The organism is Streptomyces sp. NPDC028298, from assembly GCF_055565895.1.
In genome coordinates this window covers 525,065-537,515 of the sequence record NZ_JBVHTL010000001.1, presented here as the reverse complement: position 1 = coordinate 537,515, position 12,451 = coordinate 525,065, and the positions used below count along the sequence as shown (strand labels likewise).

Here is a 12,451-nt window from a genome sequence, read left to right as displayed (position 1 = left end):
TGTGACCAGGCAAGAAGCGGTCCGTGCCGTGGCCAGCCACGAAACGGTAACGAAGGACTTCGCAGGGGGTGAGGACATGCCCGCGCAGCGTAATGTCCCGCATGTCCTGGGTGCTCGTGGGGGGTGACCCAGTGTGGGGAGGGGTGTGTCATGGCTGCCATGACGCGGGTTCGAAGAGTGCCCACCGATGTCCGGGTCCGTCTGATCGCGACGCTCTGCGCGGGACTGCTGTGCGCGTCCCTGGCCGGGTGCGGGAAACACGGCACGCCGGAGGCCGCGTCCTCGACGGCCTCCGCCAGTACCCTGGCGTCCGCCGCGCCGTCGTCCGCGGCCGCGTCCACGCCGGAGGCGACGCCTTCGGTCACCGAGGTCGCGACGCCGACGGAGACACCCACCACGGAGGAGGCCACGACGGCCGCCACCGAGGACACGGTGTCCGCCGGCGGCTCGGGGGCCTCGGCCCTGTGGGGCAAGGCGTACAGCGGCACCGCGAGCATCTCCGTCGACATCTACGACTACTGCTCCACCGACGGGTCCCGGCACCTGGCGGACAGTCAGACCTACTCCATGAACAGCACCCTCGATCTGGGCCGGCCCGAGAGCGGCGGCGACCAGACCGAGAGCAACCCGTTCTCCATGCTGTTCGCGGCGGGTAATCCCGCCCAGGCCGGAGCGGTGTCCTTCCGGTCGTCGTCGGTCAGCACGGTCTCGAGCCAGGACCTGGCGGGCAACTACCGGGATCCGAATCTGCTGCTGACCTACTGGAACATCGACTGGTCAGGCGGCGAACTGGACGCACGGCTCACGGATCCGCACGACCGGGAAGCCATCGTCCTCAACCTGCTCAACTGGCCCGGCCTGCTCATCGCCTGCCGCTCGGACCTCGGTCAGATGCCCGGCGGCTTCCCGCACGCGCTGGCCGCCGGTACGACGTTCACGGGCCGCCTCGACGGTTCCGGGGCCTCGCTCACCGCCGAGGGAAGCACCACCGACGGCGTGGTCGCCTTCAAGTTCACCTTCGACGGCACGGCCTCGTGACGCCCTTGGCGGCCCGCCTCCCCCGGACGACCGTGACGGGACGGCGGGCAGGCGGCGGGGCCGCATCCGGGGACGCCGCATGACACCGGACCGGCTGGACACCTGGAGCCTGCGGATCGCCGAGCGGGCCGCTCCCGAGGAGCGCGGGTTCGCGGCGCAGACGGCTCGCGCGTACGCCGCGGGCGGCGCTCCCCGCCGCGACCTCTTCTCCTCGCCGGGGCAGGTGCCCGGAGGCATGGGCGGCGGCGGGGCCGCCGTCCTTCCCGCCGTGCTGGACGGGCTCGCCTACGCCGCCGAGTCGCTGAAATCCGCTCTGGCGAGCCCCGAGTTGAACAACCTGCTGTCCGCGACCGGACTGCTGGTCGCGTTACAGGCCCAGCGGCGCGCCGAGGCCGCGACCCGGCGGCCGGGGGAGGACGGCACGGCCTCACCGGACGCACAGCCGCCGGCCGGCGAGGACATACCCTCGGCGCCGTCGACGTCACCGCCACCGCCGTCGTCACCACGGCCGGTGCGGGACGACGGCGGTGGCGGTGACGTCGACGGTGCGGCCGACGGCGAGGACCTGCCGGCAGCCGCGCCGGGAGACTTGTCGGGAGCCACGCCAGGAGACGTGTCCGGAGCCGTGCCGGGACTGGCCCCAAGAGGCCTGTCGGGAGCGGCGGTTCCCCCGGGCGGCGCGGACGCCCGCTCCGGCACCCCCACGGCCGACGCCGTACGGGCCGCACTGGACATGAGCGCGCGGCTCCGGGCCCGCGGGCTGGCCCCGGACCAGGCCGACGAACTGACGGCACGCCTCATCGCCCGGCTGGTCACCGAGGACGACCCGGAGGAGGCCGCGGCCTTCCTCGACGCGCTGGTCGGCGAGGAGCCGCCCCCGCAGGCGCCCGGCCCGGACACCCGGCGCCCGAAGCTGCGTCGACTGCGCTCCGCGGCGTCGAGCCTGCTCCACCGCGCCGCCCGTCCCCGTACGACCCCGCACGGCCCCCAGGCCGGTCCCGACACCACGGACCGGGAATGAGCACGGCGCCGAGGGCACAGGAGCATCGGCCGTCCCGGCGCGCGGACCGACCCCGTACGCCGTCATGAGGTGGCCGCCGCCGCTCCGGCCCGCACGGTCCTGGGGGCCGCCGCCCTGGCTGTGGCTGACCCTGGCGCTCTTCCTCGCGCAGCTTCCCGCCCTGATCGGACACACCCTCGACGTGAGCACGGGGCTCGGCCGGGTCGGCGGGGCCGGACGCGGCCGCTTCGTCACGGCGCTGCTCAGCCTGGTCCAGCTCCTGCCCCAGTTCTTCCTGCTCGTCGCGGTCCTCGCCCTCCTCGCCCCGCGGGCACGCCGCCGTCTCGTCGAACGCCGCCACGCACTCCTGGCCCCCGAAGACCCGCTGATGGCGCCCCCGGCCCCGGCGCCCGGGAGCCCGGACGGGGACGTCCGGCCGCACTTCGCCGCCGCGATGGCGGCGTTCGTGCACACGCATGCACCCGGCACCCGGCTGAGGCTGAGCACGCAGGACGGAATCTCCGCCCGCGTCTACCCCGGCGGCTGGCGAACGGCCCATGTCGGCGTCTTCGCCCCGCTCGTCCATCTGTGGCACACGGACACCGACGCCGCCCGAGCGGTCCTCCTGCACGAACTCGGCCATCTGCGGAAGGGCGAGCAGCACGCCACCGGGCTCGGCAGCCCCCTCACCGCCCTGGTCCGCGTCTGGCCGTACGTCCTCGTGGGCTTCGTGGCTCTCCCGGTCGCGCTGCTGTTCGCGACGGGCAACGCGACGGTGTTCCTGACGCTCGCCGAGGTCGTCCTGGTCCTGGAGAGCGTGCCGAAGGTGCTGCTCCTCGTGGTGGCCGCGCTGTGGTCGGCGGAGCTCGGCGCGGACCGCTACGCCGCTCGGACGGCGGGCGCCGACGCCGTCGTACGCGCTCTGCGCAGCCTGGAGAGGGGCGATCACGGAGGCCTCGCACGGCTCTATCACCCGCCCGTCGGACTACGCGTCCGGTGCGTGTCACAAGCCGGGACCGTCCGGGTCCGGCTCCTGTCGGCGCTGCTGTGGCCCCTGGCCCTGTTCGCCCAGACGCCGCTGGCGATGCTGGGGGCGTTCCCCGCGTACGTGCTGCTGGGGGCGTCCGCCGACCGGGCCGGCCGGCAGGTCCTCGCGCTGGCCCACGAGTCACTGGCCGGACAGCCGGCCTGGTGGGCGACGCTGGCCGTGGCGCTGCTCTGGCCCCTGGTGACGCGCGAGGAACCCGCACGGAGGGACTTGCCGGCGACGGCCGGTTCTGCGACGTCCGGGCCGGGGGCGGCGACGGCCGGTCCTGCGATGCCCGGGTCGGGGGCGGCGACGGCCGGTTCTGAGACGCGTGGGCCGGCGACGGCCGGGTCCGGGACGCCCGGGTCGGTGGTGCCCGGGTCCGGGATGGCCGGGTCGGGGGCGGCCCGGTCGGCGAGGCCTTCGCCCGGGGCCTCCCGGTCGGTGGCGGCCGGGTCCGCGACGCCGTCGCCCGGGACCTCCGGGTCGGCCGCGGTCCGGTCCGCGACCGTCTACGCGGCGGCCGTCCTGCTTCCGGCGGTGCTGCTGCTGATCGGGCTGCTGCCCCTCGCCCCCCGCCCGGCCGGTGGGGTCTTCGCCGACGACCCGGCGGCGGGGACCACTCCGGCCGCCACGTGGGCACCGGGCGGCCGAACCGGAACCGATGCCGGTGCGGGGGCGGGAAGCGGTGGCGCAACCGATGACGGGGCCGGGGCCGGAGCCGGGGTCGGTGCGACGGCCACCGGATGTCCCCGGCGCGCGGCGCCGCGCGATCCGAGCCGTCCCCCGGGACTCCCGGCCTTCACGACCGGAAAGCCCTCGCCCTCCGCCGCCGGTCCGGATCATGAGCAGGGCCCCCGCACCTTCCGTACGCTCGCCGTCGTCTCCGCCAATCCCCTCTCGGGCGCCCGCTCCCAGGCCCAGGAGGTGGCCGACCGTCTGCGCGGGGCCCGGTGGACCCTGCGCGACGACGGCACCCTGGCGGCCGACCTGGACGAAGTGCCCGTCCTGCGCACCACGTCCGTCGACGGCACCACACGCCTGCTGACCGGGGAGCGCACCCGGCGCACGGACGTCAGCGCGACGACGACCTGGACGGACGCACGCCTGGTCTCCGGCGCGGGCTCGACGGTCCGGCTGGACCTCGTCAGGGCCGTGACGGGAGCCACCCGAGCGGTGGTCGCCTGCCGGGAGTTCACCTCCACCTCGACCACCGCGCAACGCCTGTCGCTGACCTTGTCGGACACGCCCTAGTGCCGCTCACGGTGTCTTGGTCAGCTCACGGTGTCCTGGTCAGGAGAGCCCGGGGCCGTCGTCCCGCCGTGGGCTCCGGGGGATCGGTAGCCGCCGCGTCACCGTCGTGTCACAGGCCTGTGCACGCGTGAACCACGGCGGCCGTGCGTCGATCTACAGCGACGAGTGCCGGTGAACGTCCGGCACCTGAACATCTCAATCGGGGGACCACATGCAGTACGGGACGCACTCAGGGTCGCGTGTCCGCGGCGCCGTTCTGGCCATGGCGGCCATGTCCGCGGCCACACTCCTCATGACCGCCTGCCAGCCGGGCCCGGACAAGGCGGGTTCCGGCGCCACCGCGCCGTCGGGCACCGCCAAGAAGCCGACGGCCTCGGCTCCCGGTTCCCCGACGCCCGCGAAGCCGTCCGCCGGGACGGGAGCCTCGGCCGAGCCGGCGGGCGACACGTCGTCCAAGGCCCCCGCCTCGGTCCCCGCCACCGCGACCCCGGCGACGAAGACCAAGACGTGCGCGGCGGAGTCCCTGAAGGCGTTCATGTACCAGGCCGACGTGCGGCCTCCGGGCACCGGAACGGGCGCCGCCGTCGTGGAGTTCACCAACATGTCCGGAGCGACGTGTGTCCTCCAGGGGTACCCGACCGTGGCCGGCGCGGCCAACGGCTCCCCCGAGAAGAACAAGCCGCTGACCGTGACCCGGACGGGCCCCTCGGCCAAGGTGGTGCTCGCCCCCGCCGCGAAGGCCTGGGTCAAGATGACGTTCGTCCAGGTCCAGGGCGAGGCCGACGGCTACTGCGTGTCCGGGTCCACCCCGGTCAGCTACCCGACGCTGGTGGTGGGCCTCCCCTCCAGCGGAGCGCACCAACTCGCCCTGGAGGGCGGCGGAGTGCTGGCCGAGTGCGACAACAAGGCGACGGTCACGGCCGTCACCGCGACGAAGCCTTCCTGACCGTCGCCGGCGCGCCGACCCCGCCGTCGGTACGGCGCTCCTCTGCCGCCGGTCACGGCCGTGACCGGCGGCTTCGGCGTACGCCAGTGTGGGGCGTAACGGGAGGCCGTCCCCAGGCTGCCGCGGTAGGCCGTGCGGGGTGGCGGCCCCACCCGCGGTGACCGGATGCACCCACCGGGCCGGACCTATGGATCGCATACCGCTCGGTCCTATGGACCGGGACCGGGCATGTGCCGTTCGCGGGCCGGAAGCGCCCCCGCCCGGCGGGGGAGGCCCGGCGGGCGGTGAGCCCGGTCGCCGCCGGGGTCGCAGACGTGGTGTGGTCCGCCGCCTGGTCCGGCGTGTCGTACGCCACGTCCGGCGTGCGGGAATGCCGGCGCCAGGTGTGCTGTTACAGCTCACGTAACCGATTGGCATGCGCGAGTCAAGGCTCGTGCGTGGTGGGTGAAGGAGGACCTCATGGCACGCAGCACCGCACGCCCCGTCGTCACGCTGAGGTCGACGGCCGGTACCGGCGCCACATACGTGACCCGCAAGAACCGCGCGAACGACCCCGACCGGCTGACCCTGCGCAAGTTCGACCCGCTGGCGGGCCGGCACGTCGCGTTCCGCGAGGAGCGCTGACCGCGCGCCGGGTATTCCCGGGACGCGCCCGTCGTATCGCCGCCGTATCCGCGGACGAACCCGCCGTAACCGAGGAGGGAACCCCATGAGGTCCGACATCCATCCCGAATCCCGTCCCGTCGTCTTCCGGGACCGTGCCGCCGGGGTCGCGTTCCTCACGCGATCCACCGCGCACTCCGACCGGACGATCGAGTGGGAGGACGGAGCCGTTCATCCCGTCATCGACGTGGAGATCTCGTCGGCGAGCCACCCGTTCTACACCGGCACGTCGCGGGTCCTGGACACCGCGGGCCGCGTGGAGCGCTTCGAGCGCCGCTACGGCCGTACGGCGTCCGACCGGCACTGACCGCCGGAGCGCGCCGAGTTCGGCACAGAGCCCGCAGGAGGAAGAGTCATGAAGGTACGCGCGTCACTGCGCTCACTGAAGTCCAAGCCCGGCGCCCAGGTGGTCCGCAGGCGCGGAGTGGTCTTCGTCGTGAACAAGAAGAACCCGCGCCTGAAGGCCCGCCAGGGCTGACGGCACGACACAGCTGAAGGCATCCGGTCCGGTCGGCACATCGCGTGCCGGCCGGACCGGCCCGTCTCGGCCACGCCACGCGGCGGCAGGTCGTCGACCGGCCGCACCGCGGCACGCCGTCGACCAGCCACGCACGGCCCGTCGCCGACCGGCCGCGCCCGCGGCTCGCTGACGCACCGGTGTGCCGGGAGTTACGATCACGAGCGTGACGTGCCCTTCCTCCGCGGACGACGGATCGCCCGCGGAGGGCGGTGCGGGTGGATGCGCTGGATCCGACGCGTGACGGTCGCGCCGGGCGAAGTACTCCGAGGGGAGCCGTTCGTGACCACGGCCAGGGACTTGTTCATCATCACGATGGACAAGGAGCCGGAACGTTCTGTGGGGCAGGGCGACCTGTCGCTCGCCCTCGCCGGAGCCGAGGTGATCGATCTTCTCGCCGGCGAGGTCATCACGCTGGACGGTGACCGGATGACACCGGCGAGACAGCCGGCCACGGACGACCGGCTCCTGGGCGAGGCGGCGTCCTCGCTCGTGCGGCAGGTCCCGTACGAACGCGTCGAGGACTGGCTCTGGCGCCGGGGGCGTGACCTGGCGAAGGCCTATCAGGCCGACCTCGAACAGGCGGGCCAGCTCACCCGGCACCGGCGGAGCCGACTGCCGTTCGGCGGCGAGCGGATGGAGCTGGTGGACTCACCGGCCCGCAGCCGCGCGATGCACCGCTGGGCGGCGGACGAGCCCGTCCTCGCCGCGCTCGCCGAGGTCGTCGGCATCCCCGCCGAGGAGACCGACGGCGGCTCGTCGGTCGAGGACGAGGCGGTGACGACCGTCCTGGTCGCCGTCCACGACGCGGTGATGGAACTGGAGGCCGTCCGCCAGCGCCGAGCCATCGAGAACGCCGCGTTCGCCAACATCTGGCGCGGCGCCTGACACGACCGGGGCCGCACCGACACCCACGAGGCCGTGATCGGAGCCAGTGCCATGCCCGCGAGGCCGTGATCCGGCCCGGGGTTCATGCCGCGAGGGCGCGATCGGGGCCGGGGTCCACGCCATCAGGCTGTGTTTCAGGGCCAGGCCCACGCCTGCGAGGCCGTGATCCGGCCCGGAGGTCACGCCGCGAGGGTGTGATTCGGGCCGGGGGGCACGTCTTCACCAGGTGATCCGGGCCGATCCCATGTCCGCGAGGCCGTGAGCCGGGTCCGGGGCCACGCCACGAGGGTGTGATCCAGGCCGGGGCCACCCGCCACCAGGACGTGATCCGGTCGGGGGCCCGCCCCGAGCGCGAGGTGAGGGGCGCGGCGGTCGGCCGGGGTGCCGTCCGCCGCGCCCCGGGTCACTCGGAGGCCTCGCGGGCCCGGCGCTCGCTCTCGCGTGCTTCCTGGAGGTGGGCGTCGACGCGCTGTGCCCGCCGGGGCAGCAGCGAGTCCGTGACGCGCTGGAGTGTCTTCGTCAGCGGATGCCTGTCCTGCCCCTGCGCGGACCCGCGCGCGGCGGACGCGGCGTCGCGGTACTCCGCCATCTCGGCGAGCGCCGCGTGCGCGAGCTCGGTCGCCTCCCGGTACAGGTCCCGCGACTTCGTCATCGCCTCCAAGGCCTCGGAGTACGAGGCCACCAGGGCCCGCGCGTGGGTGACCTCCTCTTCGAGGGTCAGCAGGCTCCACTCCTCGCGCAACGCCGTGAAGGCCGCCGCCGCGTCGTCCGGCAGCGGCCAGGGCAGCGCCGCGAACTGCACGACCTTGTCGAGGAGTTCGGTGGGCTCGGAGCCGTCGAGGAAGACGCTGCGCACCCTGAACGCCTGCTCGTCGAACCCGATCCGGGCGGGTGTCCCGGACAGGATGACGGCACCGCCCCGCGGCACGGACGTCCCGAGGTCGCCGAGCGCCCAGTTGACGGCGTGGAACTGCTCGGGTGTGGCCCGGTGTTCGACCACGCGGTGCCGCAGCGCGGGCGGCAGCAGCCGTACCAGCGGGAGGCGGCCCTCGGCGTCGGGGGTCATGGCCTCGTGCACGACGACGTTGATGCTCCAACTGTGCCGGGCGATGTCCTTGAGCAGCCGGCGCAGCGCCGCGTCGTCCTTCGGCAGCGGGTTGACGTCCTGGAAGAGCAGCCCGCCCGCGGCGTCACGGTCCCAGGAGAGGCCGCTCCGCTCGGGCCAGAGCAGCGCGGCGGGGGAGGGCCACCCGGGATCCCAGGGCCGCTCCGCCTCGGCCGCCAGCGTCCAGCGCCGCTCGCCGTCCACGTGCGCACGTCCGTCGGTGGTGAGCCGTGCCCGCACGGTCACCTCGTCCTCGACGAACCAGCGGGCCTCGAAGACATACCCGTCCGGCGTCGTGGAGTTCTCCTTCTCCAGGAAGTCCTGGATCCTTTCGCTGTTCTTCAGTGCCCGCAGGTGCTCCCGGATTGCCGCCTGCGGGGCGGGACCTGTGTGGCGCCCGGCGGCCAGCCAGACCGTTTCCGGGGCGGTGAGACGCTCTGTGGAGGACTTCGGCATGAGTCACTTTGCTGGTGGGGTGTGGTGTGCCCTCCCAGTATGGTCACCTTTGGCCAAGAGCCGGGAGGCGAGGCCCCTCGGGATCACGGACCTCCGCCATCGGGTGACTATGGAGTTTTCGTTGACGATTGACCGTATTGGGGTGATCGCGAAGAATCCGAGCCGCCCCCGACTCCCGGTTCCGGCATGCCGGCGAGGTCCGCGCGGCCGGGGGCGGAGGTCCGCGCGACAAGAGCGGTGGCGGCGCGGGTCCGGCCCGCCGAGGGCGCGGACCTGCGTGGATGCGGGGCGGATGGCGACCGGGCGGAACCTCGCCGACGGTCGGGCGCCGGTAGGGTTGCGGTCGAAGAAGGGGCGGACGCGGATGCGGCAGCGGGTGACCATGAGCGATGTGGCGCGGGCCGCGGGAGTCTCGTCCGCCACCGTCTCCTATGTCCTGAGCGGAAAACGCCCGGTCACGGAGGAAACGCGCAAAGCGGTCGAATCGGCCATCGAGCGGCTCGGGTTCACCCTCAACCCCGTCGCCCGCAGTCTCCGTACGGGCAAGTCCACCATGGTGGCCCTGGTCGTGCCGGACATCGCCAACCCGTTCTACGCGCTGCTCGCCCGCTCCATCCAGGACGAGCTGCGCGGCCGGGGCTACCACGTGCTGGTGAGCAGTACGGGAGCCCGGCGGGACGAGGAGGAGGCGCTGCTGCGCGAAGTGGTGCACCAGCGGTTCGCCGGTGTGGTGATGACGCCGTTCCGGCTCCCCACCGACTCCTTCGACGTGCTGCGCGCCGCCGGAATCCCGGCGGTGGTCAGCGCTGACGTCTCGTTCGGTGACGTCGATCTGGTGACCCCCGACGCCGACGGCGCGGTCCGTGAGGCGCTGGCGCACGTGGCGGCCACCGGCCGGCGCCGCATCGGTGTCATCGCCGGGCCGCTGGACGCGGCGGGCGGTGATCCGCGCCTGGAGCGCGTCCGGCGGCACGCGGCCGAGGCGGGGCTGCGCATCACGCGGGAGCACATCGTCCACGGCGAGCACACGCGCGAGGCGGGGGCGGAGGGCTTCGAACGGCTGATGCGCGCGCGGCTGCGGCCCGAGGCGGTGCTGTGCGGCAACGACATCACGGCCGTCGGCGCCATGGACACGGCCGAGCGTCTCGGGCTCGACATTCCCGGCGACGTGTCGCTGGTGGGGCACGACGACATCGAGTTCGCCTCGCTGGTCCGGCCGCGCCTGACGACCATCCGCTACCCGGCGCGCGAGGTCGGCCGTGTCGCGGCGGGGCTCCTGCTGGAGCAGATCGACGGCCGGACGGCGCGAAGGACCGTGCGGGTCGCCACGACGTTCGTGACGCGCGCGTCGGTCTGACGGCCCGGCCACTTCGCCCGAGCGCGGCGGTCCGAGTCGGCGCGCGGCCACCGGGACCGTGCACGCAGCGGCCCCTGGCCATGCACCCCTGATGGTCAGCCGTGCATCCCCGACGGCCAGCGGTGAACCCCCTCCAGGCAGCCGTGAACCCCCGACCGTCAGCGGCCGCACGCCGTCGCCCCCGGCCGGGCCTCCTGCCCGTCAGCCGAGCCCCCTGACGGTCAGCCGTGCATCCCCGACGGCCAGCGGTGAACCCCCTCCAGACCGCCGTGAACCCCCGACCCTCAGCGGTGAACCCCCTCCAGGCAGCCGTGAACCCCCGCCAGGCGGGCTCGTTCCTCCCGTCCGGCACCCATAACCCCCGCCCCCGGCGCGCCCGTTACCGGCCCGCCTTTGCCGGATCGATAGTCGAAGGACCGTAGCGTAATCGATTACGTTGCGCTTGACTGAGTCGCGGACAAACGCCGACCGGGGTTCCGCAGCCCCCTGACCCGCCATCAGTCTGCCGGATTTGGCAGGAATCGCCCGCTCGCCGATTTGCGCTGCCTGTAAACAAATTCGATCAGTGGTTGTTTGCTTTTGGGTGTCCACGTCGCGAAAGCCAACATCGTCGATCCGGTCGCACGGCCGGTCGCCGGCGGGTTCGCGGATCGGGCGAGGTGACGGGCCCGCCGGTCCGTGTTGGTCGTGCTCGCCCCTTTTTCGAGGCCCATGAGGGTGGTCCGTGACGTGTCGGTCACGTTTCGGGTAAGGCGAGCGCGAGGTCTTGACGCATTGACGACATGAGGCTGTCATTACGCCCACGTTGTTCGGTCGAGTTGGTTTCTGATCGATTTCCGGCCTCCCCGCCGTCCAACTCGACCGAACCCTGCCCTCAGGAGCCGTCATGCACCTTCCCCTCTCGGGTCTGTCCGCCCCAACGCCCAGCCGTCGCACCCTCATCCGTGGAATCGGCGGCGCGGTCGCCCTCGGCGCGGGCATACCCCTGCTGAGCGCCTGCGGCGACAGCGGCACGGCCTCGGACCCCAAGACGGTCACCGTCGGCTCCAACGCGTCCGACGCCGTGCCGAAGAAGGCCTTCGCCGACGTCTACGCGGACTTCAAGAAGCAGTCCGGCATCACGGTCGACGTCAACACGAAGGACCACAACACCTTCCAGGAGCAGATCAACTCGTATCTGCAGGGCACGCCGGACGACGTCTTCAACTGGTTCGCCGGGTACCGCATGCAGTTCTTCGCGGCCAAGAAGCTCGCCTCGCCGATCGACGACGTGTGGGCGAAGATCGGGGACAACTTCCCCGAGGCGATGAAGAAGCTCAGCAAGGGCGAGGACGGCAAGTACTACTTCGTGCCGATGACGACGTACCCGTGGGCGGTCTTCTACCGCAAGAGCGTCTTCCGGCAGCACGGCTACAAGGTCCCCACCACCTGGGACGAACTCATCGCCCTGTGCAAGCAGATGAAGAAGGACAAGCTCGTGCCGATCGCCTTCGGCGACAAGGACGCCTGGCCCGCGATGGGCACCTTCGACCAGATCAACTTCCGCCTCAACGGCTACGACTTCCACGTCCAGCTCATGGCCGGCAAGGCCTCCTGGACCGACGCCAAGGTCAAGGCCACCTTCGACCACTGGGCCGAACTCCTCCCGTACCACCAGGACGGCTTCATGGGCCGCACCTGGCAGGACGCGGCGCAGACGCTGGTGGCCAAGAAGGCCGGCATGTACCTCCTCGGCACCTTCGTGGCCCAGCAGTTCACCAACAAGGAAGACCTGGACGACCTGGACTTCTTCCCCTTCCCGGAGATCGACTCCGCGTACGGCCAGGACACCGTGGAGGCCCCCACCGACGGCCTCATGGTCAGCAAGGCCCCCAAGAACCACGCCGGCGTCCTCAAGCTGCTGGAGTACATGGGCAGCCCGGCCGCCGAGGAGCTCTACCTCAAGGGGGACCCCAGCGTGGTGGCCGCCTCGGCCAAGGCCGACACCTCCGCGTACTCGGCGCTCCAGAAGAAGGCGTTCGACATGATCGCGGGCGCCAAGACCCTCACCCAGTTCATGGACCGCGACTCCCGGCCCGACTTCACCTCGACGGTGATGCAGCCCGGACTCCAGAAGTTCCTCCAGAACCCCAAGGGCGTGGACGGCTTGCTGTCGTCGATCGAACGCCAGAAGAAGCAGATCTTCGCGACCGCGTGAGCG

11 protein-coding genes are annotated in these 12,451 nt (G+C 72.7%); 10 read left to right on the top strand and 1 reads right to left on the bottom strand.

All coding sequences use genetic code 11. The features are described 5' to 3' along the window. Positions 1–150 precede the first annotated feature (150 nt). The 8 genes from ACZ4TO_RS02485 to ACZ4TO_RS02450 all read left to right on the top strand — a co-directional run bounded on the left by ACZ4TO_RS02485 (position 151) and on the right by ACZ4TO_RS02450 (position 7,333). Complete coding sequence (locus tag ACZ4TO_RS02485) at positions 151–1,038, top strand: hypothetical protein (protein ID WP_468023187.1); 888 nt, start codon at positions 151–153, stop codon at positions 1,036–1,038. 79 nt (positions 1,039–1,117) lie between these two features. Further along, a complete protein-coding gene (locus tag ACZ4TO_RS02480; RefSeq protein ID WP_468023186.1) occupies positions 1,118–2,059 on the top strand; it encodes a serine/threonine-protein kinase in 942 nt (313 codons plus the stop codon). A 64-nt stretch (positions 2,060–2,123) separates the two neighbouring features. After that, positions 2,124–4,319: a M48 family metalloprotease gene (locus ACZ4TO_RS02475; protein WP_468023185.1), complete on the top strand. Its 2,196-nt coding sequence runs from the start codon at positions 2,124–2,126 to the stop codon at positions 4,317–4,319. Between the two features lie 271 nt (positions 4,320–4,590). Beyond that, positions 4,591–5,265 carry a DUF4232 domain-containing protein gene (locus ACZ4TO_RS02470; protein WP_468023184.1) on the top strand — a complete coding sequence of 225 codons (675 nt, stop codon included), beginning with the start codon at positions 4,591–4,593 and terminating at the stop codon, positions 5,263–5,265. 459 nt (positions 5,266–5,724) lie between these two features. Beyond that, positions 5,725–5,889, top strand: coding sequence for a 50S ribosomal protein L33 (rpmG, locus tag ACZ4TO_RS02465; RefSeq protein WP_382780032.1), 165 nt, complete (start codon positions 5,725–5,727; stop codon positions 5,887–5,889). An 85-nt stretch (positions 5,890–5,974) separates the two neighbouring features. After that, a complete protein-coding gene (locus tag ACZ4TO_RS02460; RefSeq protein ID WP_382780036.1) occupies positions 5,975–6,235 on the top strand; it encodes a type B 50S ribosomal protein L31 in 261 nt (86 codons plus the stop codon). Positions 6,236–6,283: 48 nt separating this feature from the next. Continuing rightward, the gene (gene ykgO, locus ACZ4TO_RS02455) at positions 6,284–6,406 is read left to right on the top strand and encodes a type B 50S ribosomal protein L36 (RefSeq protein ID WP_326783839.1); all 123 of its coding nucleotides are present in this window, start codon (positions 6,284–6,286) and stop codon (positions 6,404–6,406) included. Positions 6,407–6,727: 321 nt separating this feature from the next. Continuing rightward, positions 6,728–7,333: a GOLPH3/VPS74 family protein gene (locus ACZ4TO_RS02450; RefSeq protein WP_382780041.1), complete on the top strand. Its 606-nt coding sequence runs from the start codon at positions 6,728–6,730 to the stop codon at positions 7,331–7,333. Positions 7,334–7,736: 403 nt separating this feature from the next. Here the strand turns inward: ACZ4TO_RS02450 and ACZ4TO_RS02445 are convergent, their stop codons facing one another. After that, positions 7,737–8,894 carry a hypothetical protein gene (locus tag ACZ4TO_RS02445; protein ID WP_385046124.1) on the bottom strand — a complete coding sequence of 386 codons (1,158 nt, stop codon included), beginning with the start codon at positions 8,892–8,894 and terminating at the stop codon, positions 7,737–7,739. 364 nt (positions 8,895–9,258) lie between these two features. Between ACZ4TO_RS02445 and ACZ4TO_RS02440 the strand changes: the two genes are divergently transcribed. After that, positions 9,259–10,251, top strand: a complete 993-nt coding sequence (locus tag ACZ4TO_RS02440) for a LacI family DNA-binding transcriptional regulator (protein WP_468023183.1) — start codon at positions 9,259–9,261, stop codon at positions 10,249–10,251. An 886-nt stretch (positions 10,252–11,137) separates the two neighbouring features. After that, entirely contained in the window at positions 11,138–12,448 is a 1,311-nt protein-coding gene (locus tag ACZ4TO_RS02435) for an ABC transporter substrate-binding protein (RefSeq protein ID WP_382780050.1), read from the top strand. The last annotated feature ends 3 nt before the right edge of the window (positions 12,449–12,451 follow it).

Coding starts and splice junctions, on each gene's coding strand:
- ACZ4TO_RS02485 (WP_468023187.1), top strand. CDS start 151: ATGGCTGCCATGACGCGGGTTCGAAGAGTGCCCACCGATGTCCGGGTC.
- ACZ4TO_RS02480 (WP_468023186.1), top strand. CDS start 1,118: ATGACACCGGACCGGCTGGACACCTGGAGCCTGCGGATCGCCGAGCGG.
- ACZ4TO_RS02475 (WP_468023185.1), top strand. CDS start 2,124: ATGAGGTGGCCGCCGCCGCTCCGGCCCGCACGGTCCTGGGGGCCGCCG.
- ACZ4TO_RS02470 (WP_468023184.1), top strand. CDS start 4,591: ATGTCCGCGGCCACACTCCTCATGACCGCCTGCCAGCCGGGCCCGGAC.
- rpmG (WP_382780032.1), top strand. CDS start 5,725: ATGGCACGCAGCACCGCACGCCCCGTCGTCACGCTGAGGTCGACGGCC.
- ACZ4TO_RS02460 (WP_382780036.1), top strand. CDS start 5,975: ATGAGGTCCGACATCCATCCCGAATCCCGTCCCGTCGTCTTCCGGGAC.
- ykgO (WP_326783839.1), top strand. CDS start 6,284: ATGAAGGTACGCGCGTCACTGCGCTCACTGAAGTCCAAGCCCGGCGCC.
- ACZ4TO_RS02445 (WP_385046124.1), bottom strand. CDS start 8,894: ATGCCGAAGTCCTCCACAGAGCGTCTCACCGCCCCGGAAACGGTCTGG.
- ACZ4TO_RS02440 (WP_468023183.1), top strand. CDS start 9,259: ATGCGGCAGCGGGTGACCATGAGCGATGTGGCGCGGGCCGCGGGAGTC.
- ACZ4TO_RS02435 (WP_382780050.1), top strand. CDS start 11,138: ATGCACCTTCCCCTCTCGGGTCTGTCCGCCCCAACGCCCAGCCGTCGC.